The organism is Methanobrevibacter sp., assembly GCF_045644645.1.
Classification (GTDB): Archaea; Methanobacteriota; Methanobacteria; order Methanobacteriales; family Methanobacteriaceae; genus Methanocatella.
Window position 1 is genome coordinate 1 of record NZ_JAZRHE010000003.1, and the last position, 17,938, is coordinate 17,938.

General features: G+C 34.1%; 27 protein-coding genes. 26 read left to right on the forward strand and 1 reads right to left on the reverse strand.

Going from position 1 to position 17,938, the window contains the following annotated elements; translation table 11 throughout:
- Window positions 1-65: 65 nt before the first annotated feature.
- Complete coding sequence (locus ACKI4K_RS00065) at window positions 66-437, forward strand: hypothetical protein (protein WP_407421035.1); 372 nt, start codon at window positions 66-68, stop codon at window positions 435-437.
- A gap of 24 nt (window positions 438-461) precedes the next feature.
- Here ACKI4K_RS00065 and ACKI4K_RS00070 read toward each other — a convergent pair whose 3' ends face one another.
- Window positions 462-1,394: an NAD-dependent epimerase/dehydratase family protein gene (locus ACKI4K_RS00070; RefSeq protein ID WP_407421037.1), complete on the reverse strand. Its 933-nt coding sequence runs from the start codon at window positions 1,392-1,394 to the stop codon at window positions 462-464.
- Between the two features lie 113 nt (window positions 1,395-1,507).
- Here ACKI4K_RS00070 and ehaA point away from each other — a divergent pair, with 113 nt between their 5' ends.
- From ehaA to ACKI4K_RS00195, 25 genes are all read left to right on the forward strand, one after another.
- On the forward strand, window positions 1,508-1,894 hold the full coding sequence (gene ehaA, locus ACKI4K_RS00075) for an energy-converting NiFe hydrogenase A subunit EhaA (protein WP_407421039.1): 387 nt from the start codon (window positions 1,508-1,510) through the stop codon (window positions 1,892-1,894).
- Window positions 1,891-2,388: a hypothetical protein gene (locus ACKI4K_RS00080; protein ID WP_407421041.1), complete on the forward strand. Its 498-nt coding sequence runs from the start codon at window positions 1,891-1,893 to the stop codon at window positions 2,386-2,388. Before ehaA ends, ACKI4K_RS00080 begins: the two co-directional genes overlap by 4 nt.
- A gap of 4 nt (window positions 2,389-2,392) precedes the next feature.
- Window positions 2,393-2,641, forward strand: a complete 249-nt coding sequence (locus tag ACKI4K_RS00085; protein ID WP_407421085.1) for a DUF2109 family protein — start codon at window positions 2,393-2,395, stop codon at window positions 2,639-2,641.
- 6 nt (window positions 2,642-2,647) lie between these two features.
- A complete protein-coding gene (locus ACKI4K_RS00090) occupies window positions 2,648-2,911 on the forward strand; it encodes a DUF2108 domain-containing protein (RefSeq protein ID WP_407421043.1) in 264 nt (87 codons plus the stop codon).
- The gene (locus tag ACKI4K_RS00095; RefSeq protein ID WP_406532881.1) at window positions 2,908-3,168 is read left to right on the forward strand and encodes a DUF2107 family protein; all 261 of its coding nucleotides are present in this window, start codon (window positions 2,908-2,910) and stop codon (window positions 3,166-3,168) included. The genes ACKI4K_RS00090 and ACKI4K_RS00095 overlap by 4 nt, the downstream gene beginning before the upstream one ends.
- A complete protein-coding gene (locus tag ACKI4K_RS00100; protein ID WP_407421045.1) occupies window positions 3,165-3,758 on the forward strand; it encodes an EhaF family protein in 594 nt (197 codons plus the stop codon). The genes ACKI4K_RS00095 and ACKI4K_RS00100 overlap by 4 nt, the downstream gene beginning before the upstream one ends.
- Window positions 3,758-4,453, forward strand: a complete 696-nt coding sequence (locus tag ACKI4K_RS00105; RefSeq protein ID WP_407421047.1) for an EhaG family protein — start codon at window positions 3,758-3,760, stop codon at window positions 4,451-4,453. Before ACKI4K_RS00100 ends, ACKI4K_RS00105 begins: the two co-directional genes overlap by 1 nt.
- 7 nt (window positions 4,454-4,460) lie before the next feature.
- The gene (locus ACKI4K_RS00110; RefSeq protein ID WP_407421049.1) at window positions 4,461-5,132 is read left to right on the forward strand and encodes a hypothetical protein; all 672 of its coding nucleotides are present in this window, start codon (window positions 4,461-4,463) and stop codon (window positions 5,130-5,132) included.
- 9 nt (window positions 5,133-5,141) lie between these two features.
- Window positions 5,142-5,357 carry a DUF788 domain-containing protein gene (locus ACKI4K_RS00115; RefSeq protein ID WP_407421051.1) on the forward strand — a complete coding sequence of 72 codons (216 nt, stop codon included), beginning with the start codon at window positions 5,142-5,144 and terminating at the stop codon, window positions 5,355-5,357.
- 9 nt (window positions 5,358-5,366) lie between these two features.
- On the forward strand, window positions 5,367-6,239 hold the full coding sequence (locus tag ACKI4K_RS00120) for a respiratory chain complex I subunit 1 family protein (RefSeq protein WP_407421053.1): 873 nt from the start codon (window positions 5,367-5,369) through the stop codon (window positions 6,237-6,239).
- Entirely contained in the window at window positions 6,236-6,490 is a 255-nt protein-coding gene (locus tag ACKI4K_RS00125; protein ID WP_407421055.1) for a hypothetical protein, read from the forward strand. Before ACKI4K_RS00120 ends, ACKI4K_RS00125 begins: the two co-directional genes overlap by 4 nt.
- An 8-nt stretch (window positions 6,491-6,498) precedes the next feature.
- Window positions 6,499-6,804 carry an energy-converting hydrogenase subunit EhaL family protein gene (locus ACKI4K_RS00130; protein WP_407421057.1) on the forward strand — a complete coding sequence of 102 codons (306 nt, stop codon included), beginning with the start codon at window positions 6,499-6,501 and terminating at the stop codon, window positions 6,802-6,804.
- A gap of 5 nt (window positions 6,805-6,809) precedes the next feature.
- Window positions 6,810-7,202 (forward strand): DUF1959 family protein, encoded by a 393-nt coding sequence (locus ACKI4K_RS00135; RefSeq protein ID WP_407421059.1) that lies wholly within the window; start codon window positions 6,810-6,812, stop codon window positions 7,200-7,202.
- A 38-nt stretch (window positions 7,203-7,240) separates the two neighbouring features.
- The gene (locus tag ACKI4K_RS00140) at window positions 7,241-7,690 is read left to right on the forward strand and encodes an NADH-quinone oxidoreductase subunit B family protein (protein ID WP_407421061.1); all 450 of its coding nucleotides are present in this window, start codon (window positions 7,241-7,243) and stop codon (window positions 7,688-7,690) included.
- The gene (locus tag ACKI4K_RS00145; RefSeq protein ID WP_407421063.1) at window positions 7,687-8,811 is read left to right on the forward strand and encodes a nickel-dependent hydrogenase large subunit; all 1,125 of its coding nucleotides are present in this window, start codon (window positions 7,687-7,689) and stop codon (window positions 8,809-8,811) included. Before ACKI4K_RS00140 ends, ACKI4K_RS00145 begins: the two co-directional genes overlap by 4 nt.
- Window positions 8,812-9,840, forward strand: coding sequence for a 4Fe-4S binding protein (locus ACKI4K_RS00150; protein ID WP_407421065.1), 1,029 nt, complete (start codon window positions 8,812-8,814; stop codon window positions 9,838-9,840).
- On the forward strand, window positions 9,837-11,204 hold the full coding sequence (locus tag ACKI4K_RS00155; protein WP_407421067.1) for a 4Fe-4S binding protein: 1,368 nt from the start codon (window positions 9,837-9,839) through the stop codon (window positions 11,202-11,204). The genes ACKI4K_RS00150 and ACKI4K_RS00155 overlap by 4 nt, the downstream gene beginning before the upstream one ends.
- Before the next feature lie 4 nt (window positions 11,205-11,208).
- Entirely contained in the window at window positions 11,209-12,255 is a 1,047-nt protein-coding gene (locus tag ACKI4K_RS00160; RefSeq protein ID WP_407421069.1) for a hypothetical protein, read from the forward strand.
- A 13-nt stretch (window positions 12,256-12,268) separates the two neighbouring features.
- Complete coding sequence (locus ACKI4K_RS00165; RefSeq protein WP_407421071.1) at window positions 12,269-13,159, forward strand: formylmethanofuran--tetrahydromethanopterin N-formyltransferase; 891 nt, start codon at window positions 12,269-12,271, stop codon at window positions 13,157-13,159.
- A gap of 9 nt (window positions 13,160-13,168) precedes the next feature.
- Entirely contained in the window at window positions 13,169-14,110 is a 942-nt protein-coding gene (locus ACKI4K_RS00170) for a carbohydrate kinase family protein (RefSeq protein WP_407421073.1), read from the forward strand.
- A gap of 26 nt (window positions 14,111-14,136) precedes the next feature.
- Complete coding sequence (locus ACKI4K_RS00175) at window positions 14,137-14,964, forward strand: 4Fe-4S binding protein (protein ID WP_407421075.1); 828 nt, start codon at window positions 14,137-14,139, stop codon at window positions 14,962-14,964.
- 14 nt (window positions 14,965-14,978) lie between these two features.
- Entirely contained in the window at window positions 14,979-15,614 is a 636-nt protein-coding gene (locus ACKI4K_RS00180) for an HPP family protein (protein ID WP_407421077.1), read from the forward strand.
- A gap of 15 nt (window positions 15,615-15,629) precedes the next feature.
- On the forward strand, window positions 15,630-16,625 hold the full coding sequence (locus tag ACKI4K_RS00185) for an NAD-dependent epimerase/dehydratase family protein (protein WP_407421079.1): 996 nt from the start codon (window positions 15,630-15,632) through the stop codon (window positions 16,623-16,625).
- A gap of 109 nt (window positions 16,626-16,734) precedes the next feature.
- The gene (locus tag ACKI4K_RS00190) at window positions 16,735-17,532 is read left to right on the forward strand and encodes an amidohydrolase family protein (protein ID WP_407421081.1); all 798 of its coding nucleotides are present in this window, start codon (window positions 16,735-16,737) and stop codon (window positions 17,530-17,532) included.
- Window positions 17,533-17,566: 34 nt separating this feature from the next.
- The gene (locus ACKI4K_RS00195) at window positions 17,567-17,671 is read left to right on the forward strand and encodes a zinc-ribbon domain-containing protein (RefSeq protein ID WP_407421083.1); all 105 of its coding nucleotides are present in this window, start codon (window positions 17,567-17,569) and stop codon (window positions 17,669-17,671) included.
- The last annotated feature ends 267 nt before the right edge of the window (window positions 17,672-17,938 follow it).

Sequence of the window (17,938 nt, forward strand, 5' to 3'; positions counted from 1 at the left end):
TACAAAAAGGTTATATAACTTAAACTATTTATTATAATTATTAAAATTGAAAGTGGAGTAAAATCATGTCAACATCAGAAATTGGTACTAATGTTATTTTCAAAAAACAATTAGGTTTAAACTATGAAATAGACCAGAAATATGTTGGTTTAAAAATGAAAGAGAATAATATTTTATCTTTTAACTTCAGAATTCCAGGAGCTTTAAAAGATGATGTGGAATCATATTTCAAAAGATTTAAATTAGGTGAACCTATATTGGTTGATATTGGTGGTACTGGAGACATTAGATGTGAATTTAAAGGTATTTCACCAGTTTTAAAAAATAAAAATGAATTTGATCAATATTTTTTATCAGCAACTTTGCAGGAAGATAAAGAATATAATCCTATAGAAGAAGAGAAATGTGAAACCTGCAGCGGATGCGGATTCCACTAAAACTTTTTTTTTAATCATTACCATTCATAAAATGGTTTTAAACCATTTTACAGTTTCTTGTAACTGTTTTTCAAAATCGCTTGAATTAATTTTAAAGTTAATGTTTTCCATATTGCTGACATCAGCTAGCGAATGCTTGATATCTCCTTGCCTTGGAGGGAGATATTTCGGTTCCACGTCACTATCCAGTGTCTTTTTAACAATTTCATACAATTCATTAATTGAAAGTTTAACTCCTGATGCGATATTGACAATTCCGTTATAATCGGATTTGCAAGCGCTGATATTGGCTTTAACAACATCCTTGACAAAAACAAAATCTCTGGTTTGTTCCCCATCTCCGTAAATGATTGGCTGTTTGCCTTCAAGTAAAGCGCTTATGAAATTTGGAATCACTGCGGCATATTGTGAATTTTTATCCTGTTTCGGTCCGAATACATTGAAATATCTCAAAGCGGTGTAATTCAGCCCATAACTGTCATAAAATGATTTTAAATATAGTTCGCAGCCCGCTTTTGAGGAAGCATAAGGTGATGTCGGCATTGGCGGTTCAGTCTCTTTTAAAGGCATATTTTTATTTGCCCCATAAACTGCTGATGAAGAAGAAAACACGATCTTTTTGACATCATTGTCCGCAGCGGATTTTAAAAGGTTGACTGTGGCATTGAGATTTATATCGTTACAATCGAGTGGCTTGTCAACACTTAACGGAACGCTGGCCATAGCCGCAAGATGGAATATATAATCCTTATCTGTTGTTAATTCGTTAAAATTTGTATTACGGATGTCCTCTTTGACAATTTCCAAATTATCATGTGCAGGATTTTTTAAGTTTTTAATGCTACCGGTGGAGAGATTATCAATAATGGTGATAGTATTATCGTCTATTAATTCATCAACAATGTAAGAACCGATAAATCCAAGTCCACCAGTTATTAAAATATTTTTATTCTTCATTTGGCCACCAATAGTTTATTTGAATAATATTTAAGCTATTATTAATTATTTTTAAGTAACAATATTTATATATTTTTATATGTATATTTATTATTTAAGAGGAGTCTAATAATATGTTTGATTTGGTGTATAGTACCGTATCTTTTGCTTCATATGGCAATGCTTTTGGACTTAGTAATGTAACTCTTAGTTCATTTGATATTTTACTGGCTTATATTGTAGCAATTGTTGTTGCAATTATAGTAGCATTAGTTTTAAAATTACCATTGCTTCCTAGCAAACCATACAGGTATTCTTTTGATGTGAGTGCATTATATCCGACTCCAGTAATAGCTATTGGTATTCTTTCAATATTTTTAGTTTTAAATTATACTTTTATTTATAATGGAATTATATTGGCGGCTATTATAGGCATCTTATCTGCATTATTCGTGAAATATTTATTTGATTTTGTATTTCCAAAGCCTTTAGATGAAAGTGGGGAGGATGGTGTACAATGAATGAAGTAATTGGAATTATAATTGCTGCTATTCTATGTTGGCTTAATTTTGTCATTGTCGATACTTATTTTGGACTTCCCGAACAGCCGGGTGTTAAAGGCGCCAGGATTGTTGGTGAAGATGTTAAAAAGAGAGGTGGAGATATTGCCGGTGGATTTTTCCAAGGAAACGTTTTATGTTCTCCGGATGCTTCTGCCGGTACATTATTGGCTTCAATAGGATATTTGCTTTTAGGTATTCCTGGGGGGATTATAGCGGCATTCTTTGTATTTATCGGAAACAGATTATGCGGTGATCCGGGATATGCCGGAACTATTGGAAGTTTAACTGCAACAGTTATCGTGTTTATTTGTTCATTTGTTGGTTTTACTCCTGAAATGTTTATTGTAGGAATGGTTATAGCGATTTTAACCATTCAAGGTATCAGTCAGGTCAGAGCATCTATACTTTTGGGAAAGATAGCTCAAAAGTTCAATAGGCATGCAGAGGAGTGATTATATGTATGTTGAAATTATTGGAATTATAGTCATTTTCGTAGCAATACGAGCTTTAATAACACAAAATAGGGCTGAAAAGTTACTCTATTTAAATGTTATGGGTTTTGGAGTTTCTGCAATTATCGCATTGGTAATCAATACTCCATTCGCTCTTGTAGTTGCAGCGGCATTCTTTATTTGTTCTACAATATCTGCTAATGCAATTGCATATACTTTAAAAAAGCTCGATGATGAAATACTTTTGGAGTGAGGCAATATGGAGTTTGTATCAATAATCGCAATAGCTTTAATGATTATAGGTTCATTTGGGATAATTTTCCTTAAAAAACCATTGGATAAAGTTATTATGTTTTCAATACTTGATGCAGGATTTGTCTTGGTAATTGTCTTGTTCAAATATCTGGATGTAGCTATGTTTGCGGCATTGGCAGGTCCATTGTCCACGTTAGTATTCATTTTGGCTATTGTAAAAATAAAAGAAATCAGACAGAAAAAGCTTGACAGTGGTGATGCACTATGATTGATATTCAAGTATTCTTTTACTTCGGTATTTTCTTGGCAATAGTGGGAAGTATTGCTACTGCATGGGGTCCTGGCGTAAATGACCCTATTGTCAGAACATTCAACACAGAAGTGGCTTCAATTGGTGTATGTTTGGTACTGTTATGCTATAATCATGTTTTGGCATTATTGACATTGCTTGCAACAACAGTAATTATCTCATTAATCCTGTTTAGAGCAATTATTCGATTAGAAGAGATGGGGGCAGATGTATGAGAATTGGAGTTTTATGGAATAAACTTGCCGAACCTAAAAACATTCCTCGTCTTTTCGCATTCAGCCTTGGAATCATCCTAATCATCGGCCTTATCATACCGATGGCATTAAATCCAGATCAATTATATGTTAGACCGGCTCCTCAGGAGCAAATAGATGAAGGTTTGGCCATCGCACCTTATGATCGGGGAGGGATTGTTTTAAAAGAACCTGGTGAGATACATCCCCAATATCCTGATAATGCAGCCAGTTTGGGAATGATAACATCATATATGTCTCCATTGTCACAATGGGTATCATCAATATCTCCATACTTCGGAACATCAATTTATTCATCTCCTGGAGGACTTATTGATGAAATATTGTACTATACTAGAGGTTTCGATACTATTTTGGAGTCCAGTATTTTGATGATGTCATTTATCATTGCTTCATGGTTGTCCATTAACTATACAATGAACAGGAAAAATGACGAAAAAGAAATAAAGGACGATGTAAAAAAAGCAATCAATGAATCCAGACAGGTAGCTAATGAGGTTAGCGTAAGTGACGCCAAGGCTAGATCAAAGCAAATGAGGAGGGATAACTAATGGTATTTATACCTCAGTTTGTTCCCCAAGCATTCATTTCAATGTATATGCCAGCAATATATGCCGGTCTGATAGTTGGTTTTATTGCAACAATGGCTATTGCAATGAAAAGAAAAGAGTTACATATTCTTATATTAACTGACCTTGTTGGACTTGCAATGATATTTGTGGTTTCAGCTGTTGGAACAGACCTTGCAGAAGCATTGATTTTACCTGGTTTGGTAGTTGAACTGGCTGAAACTTTGGCAATTTCTGAAATTTTGATTACTCGTGAAATGCGCATTATAGAACAAGACCCTAGAAGAAACCTAAGCAAAAGTTCTTCACTGTTCCCTCAGCCGTTTGCACTGGATATGGAGGTACTGACAACTGCTCCTAATTTCATTGCATTGGTTTTGATGGCCTATGGAATTTTCCTGACCGGTTTTACAGGAGGGGCAGTAGCTGGTGGAGGAATTGTTTTATATGCATTATCCAAAAAAGCAAGGGGCCTGCCTGTGCTGGTATTGGATGGAATTGCTGGTGTTTCTGGAATAGCTTGGTGTTTATGGATAATTGGATTTTTATTATTCTTTGTATCACCTCAATATTGGTTATTGGCGTTATTCTTAGCGGCATGTGGATTATTATTAAAAGTAGCTTCAAAAGTAGGTTTAATAGGCTTGCTTATGAGAGAGGACATTGACAGGGAGTAGTGGTAAGATGGATTTTGTTACACTTGGAGGAAATTTACTCGGAACAATCCCATTAGGGGATATTGTATTATACATTACCCCATTTAACCTGTTCCTTTTTGCAATTTTACTTGGATTTACTGTGTTGATAGCATTCAGTAAACCTGAAACTCAAGTTGAGGCTACAATGCATTATTTAAATAATACTGAAGTTAAAGTTGGTCCGAAAGAGTTTAAGCAAAGAAGATTTTTATCAGTTCTTTGTGGTATTGCATCTGCAGGAGCAATGATAACTGGAGATTTATTTAATTTTACTTTGTTCATGGCTTTAGTGGGTATTTTAAATATTGGTATTGTATCGGCTGTAAAACAGACTACTGTTCTGAATTCTGCATTTAATTATGGTTTAATAGCTATGATGTGCAGTTTACCGTTATTTGGTGGGGCAGCTATTATTCTTGCTTCAACTGGTACATTAAGCTTGGCGGTATTGTCTCAAATGCAAGCCACTCCAATGGTTGTGTTTGGTGCGGCATTGATGTTAATTGGTATTCTAGGTGAAAGTGGTGTAGCGCCATTTTTCGCAAGTAAGGCAGAAATGTTTAGAACTGCGGGTTCTCCGTTTATTGTGATTATTCACTTAAGTTCATTGTTTATTATTGTAAGAGCTGTTGAAATTTTATTATTGGTATTGTGGTAAGTGGTGAGTATGGCTAGTCAAAAAACTTTATATATTACATTATTGGCATTATCAACAATAGCTATTCTTGCTTGTTTGGTTATAGACTTCCCTGCATGGATTGTTTATGCCGTGGCTATATTTGGTATTCCATTATGGATCTTATCTTTAGGTTTGTTAACAATGGCTAAGGCAAAACCTGAAGATGAAGAAGAGAGGGTGAAAGAACCATTTACTGGGTATTAGAGTGGTATTATGAATTTGATGGCAGATATTTTAATTAATGTTATTATTGCATTTCTGGCAGGAAGCCTGCTTCTAGGATTGCATAGAAAAATCATGGCGCGTGTACAAAAGCGTCCAGGTCCACCTATAGTCCAGCATTTGATACACTCTTTGAAATTTTTCTTTAAGGAAACTGCAATTCCAAAAACCGTTTCAAAAGTATTTTATATTGGTATCGTATTTATATTGGCTTTGATTTGGATTGTTGGGGTCATTGTAGGGCCTGTGGCTCATGATTCTTTATTAATCTTATTTGGCGTTTACGCAGTTTATAAAATCGTCGAACATAACTCCGGATCTAGTTCCGGTTCGCCTTATGGTAAATTGAGTTGTGTAAGGGCTGTGCTTTCAGCAGCAACCGAGCTTCCATTATTTGCAGCTATAGTGTTTGTCTATTTGATAACTGGGTCTATGAATATCGATGCAATCATTAGCTATCAGGCGGTTCATGGTCCTTTGATATTTTCAATTCCGCTTGCTGCTTTAATGTTCTTTATGCTGATTATTACAAAATCCCCATACTCTCCTTTTGCGATAACAAAGGATAAAGTTTTGATTTCAGGATTTGAAACCGAGCATTTCGGATTGTTAAGAGGATTCATGCTGTTTTCAGAATCTATTGCATGGTATGTGTTGCTTTGGGTATTTCTAACAATATTCTTTGGTCCGTTAAGTGCTGTTGGATATCTGATTGGAATGATAGTAATTACATTCATTACAGGATTTATTAATGCGACAACCCCAATACTCAGTCCAAATCATTCAGTGATGACTCAAATCACTATAGGGGCAATATGCTTCTTTGGAACAGTACTTATGATATTTACAGGAGTGGTAGCATGAATAGTGAAGATGTAATTGTTTATCTAACTGCATTAGTTGCTGTTGGTGTAATTTTCGTAGGATTATTAGCAACATTCTTGCACTCAACTATCCTGGCTCCAATTGTAATCATTGGGATTATTCTAGCAGTGTTTGTATTATACTCAAAAGGTAACTTTTCACATAAAATTGAGAGTATTGAGAAAATATGTTTTGTTATAACATTTATAGCAATAATTTGTTCATTTATATTACTTTATAAACCAATTTAGGAGATATTATGTTAGATTATATGATTTATTTACTTGCATTTGCTGTTGGTTCCATTCTTGGTTTACTTTACAGTTATAAACAACATGGCGAACCATTTGTTGCAGTCACTGAACTGAACATTCCAGCACTTGTAATTTCAATTATCGGATGGGTTTTGGCATTCAATTCCGGCAATGTTATTTTATCTGCAGTAGGTTTTTTCCTAGGTGGTTTTGTAATGGGTGAAAGACCTGGGTATGGTAGAAAAGAAACTGCAATCGGTTTAGTTATAGCAGTAATTGTATATATTATATTAAATAGTGGCATGATGTGATTGGAATGGATGATGATGCTAAATTAAGATTGATGCAAACAAGAATAATAAAAAGTTATGCTTGGCAAAGAGATATTATAGTTCCACTTTCAAAAGAATTTGACTGCACAACCGAAGAATTAGAGGAGTTGTTCTTCGATTTATTGGATATGGACTCTCTTGAAAATTTGCATGGTACTTTTGAATCTGCTGAAGATATATGTTTATATCAAAAATTAAATGCTGATTTAAGGTTATGCTGGTTTATTGGTACTTTGGAATTAATTGATCCGGAAGAGGGTAGGAATCTTAAGATGAAATTAGTTAATGAAATAAAATTAGGCAAATCTTACGATGATGCCTTAAAGGAAGGCAAATTAGAACTATTCCAATTATTAAAAAAAGAAGCTGAATATTGAGGTTTATTATATTATTATAAAATAAAAGAGGGAGTACAATGTTAAATGCGATAAAGGATGTTGTGAGAAAAAGCTCAATTCATGTCTGCATTGTAAATTGTGGTGGATGCAATGGATGTGATGTAGAATGCGTTGCATTATTATCTCCAAGATATGATTTAGAGCAATACGGTATTTATGTTCACAATAATCCTCGTGAAGCTGATGTTCTATTGTTAACCGGTGCTGTTACTGAACAATGGAAAGATAACTTAAAAAGAGTATATGATAAAGCTCCTGAACCAAAAATAGCAGTGGCTGTGGGAAATTGTCCTCAATCGGGCGATGTATTTGCACAGGAAGGTGGACGCGTAAATGCTCCTGCATCTGATTTTATTCCAGTTGCGGCGGCTATTCCAGGATGCCCTCCAAGACCTAGTGAAATACTGGAAGCCATTTTGGCTGTTGGACCACAAGCCATTGCTGACCGTGGGAGGGAGTGCGAATGATAGTGCCTATTGGTCCAATTCACCCTGCTTTAAAAGAACCTATCAGACTTAAACTTCAAACTGAAGGTGAAAGGGTTGTTAAGGCTGAAATTGAATATGGTTATGTTCACAGGGGAATTGAGAAGATTATTGAAGGAAAAACCTGGCAAAAAGGAATTTATCTTTCAGAACGTGTATGTGGTATTTGTTCATATGAGCATACACAAACCTTTGCTGAAACCATAGAGCAGATTTCTGATGTGGATGTTCCTGTAAGGGCTCAATTCTTAAGAGTTATTACAAATGAACTGGATAGAATTCAAAGCCATTTCCTTGCCAATTCTACATTTTTCAAATCCATGGACCATGAAACTTTGTTCATGCATGTTTTAGAGTTAAGGGAATATGCAATGGATTCAATCGAGTTATTGACTGGAAATAGAGTTAATATGGGTTGGAATGTAGTGGGTGGTGTTAGAATGGATGCGGATGAACGCCACTTTAAACCAATATTGGAAAATCTTGATAAAATTGAAGAAAGCTTTGAGAGAGTTCGCGCATTATTTGCTGAAGGTCCCGCACTTGCTTTGAGATGCAAAGGCATAGGGTATATGTCTAAAAAAGAGGCTATTAAGGGCCGTGCTGTGGGTCCGATTGGAAGAGCTTCAGGTGTCAAAGAAGATTATAGGGTTGGCCATTACACTTATGATGACTATTTCGATTTTAAAGTAATAAGAAGGACTGATGGAGATAATTATGCTAGGACTATGACTAGATTTGATGAAATCCCTGAATCTATCAGTTTGGTAAGGCAAGCTATTGAAAACATTCCTGATGGTGAAATTCGTACTCCTGTTGATTTAAAATCAGGTTATGCAATGCGTAGAAATGAGGCTCCTCGGGGTGAAGTTACCTACATGATTGAAACTAACGGCAATTTAATAAAGAATATTTCAATTAGGACACCTAGTATTTCTAATATGGATTCCTGTGCAAAATATATGATTCGGGATGTTCCAACAGTTGCTGATGCGGTATCTACTTATGCGTCCTGTGACCCTTGTGTTGCATGTGCTGAAAGAGTGGCAATTACTAATGAGCATGGCAAAACTGATATAAAAGACTTTTACGGGGTAATCTAAATGTCTTCATTAATGTGGTATATTTTCGATTTTGCAAGAAAAGCATGGGCAGATGCATTTACTGATGCAAAAACTCATCCGGAAATAGCAGAAAAACCTGAAAGATTTAGAGACTTCCCTAAAGTCAATAAGGAATATTGTATAGGTTGTGGAGCTTGTACGGTTTCTTGCCCTTCTCCAAATGCTATAAAAATTATTAGGGAAAAGGATACTGAAGAAGGAGAAGGCATGACATATCCAGTAATTAATCCTGGAGCATGTATTCGTTGTGGTTTTTGTGCAGAAGTTTGCCCAACTGACCCTAAAACATTGGAATGTGGTTTAAATCATCTAATTTTACCTGAATTCAATATTATTCCATCTAAAAGACAGTATATTGTTGATGATTATTTATGTATCAAATGTAAAAAGTGTATGAAGCAATGTCCTGTTGATGCAATAGAAATTGTAAATGACAAGCTTCAGGTGGACCAACTTAAATGTATTTCCTGTGGTGATTGTCTGAAAGTTTGTCCGGTTAATGGGGCAATGAAAGGGGTATTTGTTGAGAATTTACAAGACCAAAAAGATTTAATTCTTTTAGCTGTAAATTACCTTGAAGATTACATTAACAACAAGGAAGAAGATTTAAGGTCTCTTGAAACTAATGGTCTTCTGCAATATGAAGTTCCACTCTCCGGAATTTGGGATGAAGCATTAAAAATAATCCCTGATGAAGAAGTGGCATTGGAAATTATTTCAAATGCAATCAATAGGCTTAAAATCAGAGTAATCGATTGGGATAAAGATAAATGTAAAAAATGTCAACTTTGTGTTGGCGAATGTCCTACCGAATGCATTTCATTTGATAAAGATGAAGACGCAATTGTTAGGGATAAAGACAAATGTTTACGTTGCAGTATCTGTTACCAGACTTGTCCATTTTCAGTAATTAAATATTTCATTGCTAAATTTGCCCTCGGCGATGATGAAATCATCCATACTACTGTAAAGGCATCAAGTTTAAATGAGGAGATATTTATGGAGTGAGTGTTATGATTGACAGTTATACTAAAACACCGAGACCATTGAGACATGTGGATGTTGATTATGTCATTAATCAGACCAAATGTATGGATTGTAAAGACAAACCTTGTATTGAATCTTGTCCGATTGACGCAATTTATACAGATAAGGAAGATGGTCTCATTAAAATAAGAAATACCTGCTTCGGTTGTGTATTATGTCGTAATGCTTGTCCTTATGATGCTATTTCTCTAGATGTAAAAATGGACCCGCCAATCAAAGAAAATGTTCCAAACATAAATGTTAAATTATGCAAGGCATGCGGGGCATGTGTTCAGGCATGTAAAAACGGTTCAATTCATTTGGTGGCTGATGGAAAACAGGAGCCCCACAGTGAAATAGATAAAGACACCTGTATTCGTTGCGGCTATTGCTTTAGAGTATGTCCGACTGATGCGATTAAATATGGTCAGTTACTTCCTAAGACAGTTAAAGGAGGTAAGGCCATTGTTGTTGACCAGGATAAATGTATTGGATGTATGACTTGTACCAGAGTATGTCCTGCCATGGGGGCAATAAATGTGGCAAGGACAAATAAATTGCCATATATTAATCCTGGGTACTGTGCAAGATGCGAAGAATGTATGCATTCATGTCCATCAACAGCAATTAAATATTCTTCACGTAAAAAAGCTTATAAGATGTACAGTGAGATTAAGTCATTCGATATCGTATCCACAATCATTGACAATGACATGAAAAGGCTATCCATTGATTTAATCAGTTTGAATAAAGTTCTTGAAAAGGTAGGAAAGTCAATAGCGCTTGAGTTCAATGACCAAAACTTCGAAAACTTCATTGAATACAAGGTCAATGACCTGATGGAAAAGGAATTAAAGATCAGTTTAGACACCAGTATTGAAGTGGATAAGTTTTCGAAATTGTTCGGGTCTTATTTGATGGATAGGAATATTGAAGTTTATGAAAATAAATGTATTGCCTGTGGGGAATGCTTAAATGCATGTCCTGTTGAAGCAATAGAATTAAATGGTCCTAATCCGATTAGAATCAATGATAATTGTGTTTACTGCGGTAAATGTGTAGAAAAGTGCCAATTTGATGCAATTGGTGCTTATGATGATTATTTCTACAGTAAGGACACTGATTTATATTATGCAAGGTCATACCTACATTATCAAAGGTTAGGTGATTTCTCACTTTATCAAAATAAATGTCAGGCATGTGCAATTTGTGTTAAGAATTGTCCGACTAATGCTTTATCATTAAATGATGATAAAATAGACTTCGATTGTGAAAAATGCATATATTGTAGAAATTGTGAGGCAATCTGTCCGTTAAATGCAATAAGAATTGTCAACTTTAGGTGATTAAATGTTTGAAAAGTCATTCATTACAGACTGTGAAGGTCCTTTAACATTAAACGATAATGCTTATGAATTATCAGCCCATTTTATTGAAGATGGTGGGGAATTGTTTAAAATTCTCAGTTTGTATGATGATTATTTGGCAGATATTGTTAAAAAGGAAAATTACAAAGTGGGCAATACCTTGAAATTTATTTTGCCTTTCTTTGTTTGTGAAAATCTTAAAAACCAGGACCTGATTGATTTTTCACGGAATAATATCTATGCAGTCAGCGATTCAAAATTCCTATTAAAATATTTGAATGGGGCTATGAATACCTATATAGTTAGTACTAGTTATGGGCAATATATCGAAGCACTTTCAAATTATATGGATTTCCCATTTGAAAATACATTTTATACGGAAGTGGATGTAGATGCTTTAACTTTAAATGAAGAGGAAATAGAAAAAATCACCAATTTCAAACAAAAAATATTGGATAGTCCTGAAGATTATGAATTGTTTGATGAAATTTTTTACTCTGAAATCCCAAAAATGGGCATTTATGAAACTATTAATGAAGTGGATGTTGTTGGTGGGGAAGGCAAAAAAGAAGCTATTGATGATATAATTAAAAGAGATAACATCAATACCGGTGAAATCCTTTACATTGGAGATAGCATTACAGATGTGGAGCCACTGGATTTTGCAAGAAAAAATAATGGCATCAGCATCTCATTCAATGGTAATGAATATCCTCTGAAGGTAGCGGAAATTGCCATTGTTTCTCCAAGTGCAATTGCCACTTGTGCAATAGCCAATATTTATGCGGATAATGATAAGCAAAGTGTTTTAAGATTTATTCAGGAATATAATGCTTCAGATAATTTGGAGGAATTATTTGAAAAATACAGTATCAATGAGGAAATAAAAAATAAATTCTTTGATATTTTTAAAAATAGGCAATATCCAATAATTAAGATTATTGATGAAGATAATTTTGAGGATATTTTAAAAGTAAGTAAGGATATGAGAAATAATATTCGTGGCCAAGATATTGGAGGGCTAGGATAAGGAGGGTAATAGAATGGATTATGATAAAGTGGAAGATACATTTTTTGAAGCTTTTGAAGGTAAATATGTTAGGGCTTTAATTACAGGACCTACAGAAGAAATTGTTAAAAGATCAGCTTATGATTCAACATCTACACCAAGTGCAGTAATTGGGAGAGTTGAAGGTGGAGTTGAAGGATTTTTAAACAAAAATGAGACTCCAGATGGAAGATATGGTGCTGTTGTACAATACTGGTTAGGTGGAGATGATGTAGAGAAATTTGCATTCGAATTATCTTACAGGTTAAGACAGGATATCCTAGTTAAACCGTTTACACGGATATTTGACTATTCTGCTTCAGACAGTGATGAATATATTGAAATGATGGACATTGTAGGTCACTGTGGTGATGGGTATGAATGGATTGTAGAAAAATATGGGAGAATAATGATAAATGTTCCAATTGCAGTTCCGGATTTCCAAATTGAAGAAAAATTCAAAATAAATGATGGAATAATGGGTGGAAACTTCTGGTATTTATGTTCTACACCTGAAGCAGTAATAGATGCTGGTGATGCTGTAATTAATGCCATTATGGAAGTTGAAGGAGCTACTACACCATTTGATATTTGTTCAGCGGCTTCAAAACCAGAAACAAACTATCCTGAAATTGGGCCAACTACAAATCATGTTTATTGTCCTTCCCTAAAAGAATCTTTAGGCGATGAATCCAAGGTTCCAGAAGGTGTTAATTATATTCCTGAAGTTGTTGTTAATGCAATAGATGAGGAATCAATGAATAAGGCTATTAAAGCAGGAATTGATGCTGCTTTAGATTATGATGGAGTAATCTGTATATCTGCAGGTAATTTTGATGGAAAACTTGGAGATAAAAATGTCAATTTATTAGATATTTTAAAGTAAGGTTTTAAAATGGAAATTTATGATAATGATCTTAATGTGGAAATAGTTGGATTTGGAGCACTGAATGTGGATAAGCTCTATTCTGTTGATAAAATAGTTTCTCATGATGAGGAAAGTTTTATTAAAAGTGAAACTGATACTCCTGGAGGTTCTGCAGCTAACACCATAGTTGGTTTGTCACGTTTGGGTTGTTCAACATCAATCATCGGAAAAATAGCTGAAGATGAAGATGGTGATTTGATAGAATATAATTTAGCCATAAATGGTGTATTTACAAACAATTTAATCTATTCGGAAACAGGTGCAACCGGCAAATGCCTAGGCTTTGTAGATAACAATGGTGAAAGATGTCTTTACATCGATCCTGGAGTAAATGACGATATAAAAATTGGTGAAATCAATCCATTAAACATAATGAGATGTAAAATAATGCATTACACATCATTTGTTGGAGATTCATTTAATACACAAATAGAACTTTTAGAGAAATTAAATAAAGAAACCCTATTGAGTTTTGATCCCGGTATGTTATATGTGGAAAAAGGATTTGATGAGTTAAAACCAATTCTTGAAAGAACTGATATTTTACTTATCAATGAGAATGAATTAAGATTATTATGTAATAATAGTAATGCTGATTTAAAAGAGTTATGCACAGGCCTTTTAGATTTTGGAATTGACACAATTGTTGTAAAACAAGGTTCTAAAGGTGTTTTTGCAGTAAATAATACTGAAGAATGTTTTGCAAGCGCTTATGAATGTGAGGTTGTTGATACTACTGGTGCCGGAGATAGTTTCAACAGCGGATTCTTATATTCCTTCCTAAAGGATTACGGTCTTGAAAAATCTTGTAAAATAGGAAATTGGGTAGCAAGCAGAGCTATTCAAGGATTTGGCATGGAGAAATTCCCTACATCAAAAGAATTGGAGGATTTCTTTCAAGTTTATTAATAAATAAGTAGTTAGTTGGTATTAATATGAATGTGTCTTTTATAAAACAGATGAAAAATCTTGAACGTGAAGTTCTTTTGAAATCTGTTGAATTGGATGATGACGGAGACGATTTCCAATTTGAGCTTGATGATTTTCATGCTGAAGAGGAAATCATAGCTGTTGCACCTAAATGTGTAAGATGTAATACATGTGTTGAATCATGTCCAGTTAATGCAATCGACCCGGCTAATATATTTAGAATAGCTAAAATAACTGATAAATGTGTAAAGTGCGAAATATGTGTCCAGACCTGTCCGGTTTCAGCCATTAAATTAATCAAAAATTCAGTTATTTACGATAATGAAGAAGAACGTGATGTTATTCGATATGACTTGGGTAATATCAGCGCTTCTCATAGGGTAGTTAGGATGAATAATATTTCAATTGATTATTCAGTTGATAATAATTGGCATGATTGCAGTGTTTTATGTCCTACAAACGCATTTACTCTTCAATTTAAAGAATTCTTTGAAGATTTAAATATGGATTTAGGAATTGATCTTATAGATGATGAATTATATCCCCATATTAACGAAAAAATGTGTATTGGATGTGGTGCATGTGTATCAATATCACTAAATAACAATGCAGTTGAACTTGACAGATACATTGGACCAATCATTCACACAAGAATGATTGAAATCAATCATGAAGCATGTGTAAATTGTTATTTATGTGAAGAAAACTGCCCAACAGGGGCTATAGAGTTGTTAGATGGTGAAGTAATGCTTGATAATGATAAATGTATAAGATGTGTGGAGTGTACTAATCATTGTCCTGTAGCAGCATTAAAACGTGTTGAAATAGAATAAAAAGGGGTGTGTTTATGGAAGCAAATGAGTTAATGGATAAAAATTTTGTATATTTGAACTGTGATGACAGTGTCGTTGAAGTATCAAAAGTAATGGAAGAAATCAGGCGTTTTACTTGTCCTGTTGTAAATGATAACAAACAATTAGTAGGATGGATAACTTCTTTTGACATTACTAGGGGATTGAGAGAAGGAAATGAAAAAATATCTGAAATCATGAGTGGTTATGAGGATATTGCTACTGTCCATGAAAATGATCCTGCAAGAAAAGCCGTAATTTTAACTGCTAACAATAAATATGTTACAGTTCCTGTTTTAAATGACGATAATCAAGTAATTGGGATGGTACGTGCATGTGATATTGTAGAATTAGTTTCACAATTATATGATATTAAAGTTGAAAAGTTATACAAAGCAATGCAAAATCAATTAAAGGGTGTAACTTGGGAGGAATTAATGTCAGCATCAGCCATCGTATCTACAAAAACCACTGGTAAAAAAATCACTCCTGAAGAATATGAATCCAGTATTGTTAATGCTACTTTTGGAGAAGCGATTTGGGCTACTGGAGGACTTGAAAAATTCTTCGCCGGGTTGATATCTGTCGGTGAGATGGTCATTGCTCGTCGTGTTGGAAGAGCACGAAAATAAATTTTAAGTGTCGCTATGCGTGAATATAACGAATATCAGGACAAGACAATTCTTGTAACTGGAGGGGCGGGTTGTGTTGGAAGCAACTTGACCCGCAAATTTGCCGACTTAGGTGCTGAAAAGGTAATTATCTTAGATAATCTTTCATCTGCATACGCTTGGAATATTGCTGAAGGAGATGCTATTGAATTTATTCAAGGTGATGTCTTAGATGATGCGGTTTTAAAAAGAGTATTCAAACAAAAGCCAGACTACGTATATCATTTGGCAGCATATTTCGCAAACCAGAATAGTGTAGATAATCCTGAAAAAGATTTGATGATAAACGGCATTGGAATTTTGAAAGTATTGCAATATGCTCAACTGACTGGTGTAGACAGGTTTGTATATGCATCATCAGGATGCGGAGTATATGGGCTTGAATCAAAAATGCCCTTCGAAGAACATGACATATCAATTTCACTTCACACCCCTTACCAAGTAACTAAATTGCTTGGTGAACTTTATACCAACTACTTCCACAACTTGTATGATATGAATATTGTAAATGCAAGGTTTTTCAATGTATTCGGCCCTGGTGAAGTTCCAGGAAAATATAGGAATGTAATTCCAAATTTTATTTATTGGTCTAAAATTGGAAAATCTTTACCTATCACCGGTGATGGTTCGGAAACAAGGGATTGGACTTTTGTTGATGATATATGTAATGGATTAATTGCTATGGGTATTGAAGAAGAAGCTATTGGCGAAGCAATTAACTTAGGTTCTGGGAAGGACCACAGGGTAATAGACATGGCTAATAAAATCAACGCATTAACCGGAAACAAAGCGGGTATAAAATATGTTGCCCGCCGTGATTGGGATGTGAAAACTAGATTGCTATCTTCAATTGAAAAAGCAAAAGAAATATTGGGCTATTCTCCAAAAGTCCCATTCGATGAAGGGCTTGAAAGAACTCATGATTGGTTCTGTGAAAATTGGGAAGATATTCAAAAATCAGCCGAATTCTAACATTTTCAAATTATTTGAAATGTGGTTTATACATTTCATTAATTATTTTTATAAGTGATAAAAACTTAATTTTTAATATACATTAACTTTTTAGTAAGGAGTATAATATATGCAAAAAATAATTAATGCTCATTGTCATATCTATCCTGAAAAAATAGCTGAAAGGGCTGTTATGGGAATAAGGAATTTTTACGATTTGGATATGTCTTTAAATGGTAAAGTAAGTAATCTAATAGAAGATGGAAGCAAAGTTGGAGTCACACATTATTTAATTCATTCTGTTGCAACAACTCCAAAGCAAGTAAGATCTATCAATGAATTTATTAGTGATGTTGTAAAATCAAATCCTGACCTTTTTACAGGCTTCGGAACACTCCATCCGGATAGCGATAATATTGAAGGCGATTTCGATCATTTAATAAGTTTAGGTCTTAAAGGAGTAAAACTACATCCAGATTTCCAACAATTTGCTTTAAATGAGGAAAGGGCTTTTAAATTAGCTGAAGTAATTGACAAAGGCAATGTCCCGGTTTTAATTCATTGTGGCGATTTTAGATATGATTATTCAAATCCCGAACAGATAAAACCATTGCTTGATAAATTCCCGAACCTGACTGTTATTGGCGCTCATTTTGCAGGGTGGAGCATATGGAAAGAAGCTACTGAAAAGCTGGCCGGAACACCAAATTTATATGTTGATGTTAGTTCTAGCCTTTATGCATTATCTCCAGATGAAGCTAAAGAGTATATTCATGCTTATGGTATTGAAAAAGTTTTATGGGGTACAGATTATCCAATGTGGGAAGCAGAAAGTGAAATGGAATTATTCCATAAAATAGGCCTTACAGGGGAAGAAGAAAACATGATTTTATATGAAAATGCCGCAAAGCTTCTTGGTTTGGAATAATTTTTTTAAATAATAATTTGGTGAGGGATGTATTATGAGATGTCCTGTTTGTGGGCAATGGGTTGAAGATGGTGAAGAGTACTGTCCTAATTGTGGTTATGATGTATACTGTATTGATGAGGAAGATGAGTTTAATTAATTCGGTTCATAATCTGTTTTTGTCGTGCATTTTGGATGTTTATGCAATTTTTTATTTTTCAGTCCTAATTTTTAATGTGTGAACTTAAAAAGGCTTATTTTTTTAAAGATAGTTTTAACAATGGGGATTAGTTTAAAAATAATAATTTTAATCTTTCTTTTTAAAAATAATGATTCATCTGATTTGAATTTCAGTTTAAGGGGATTGCTTTATATTTAAATTAAATTTAGGATATTTGGGCTTATTATAGTTTACTTCAATGTATCT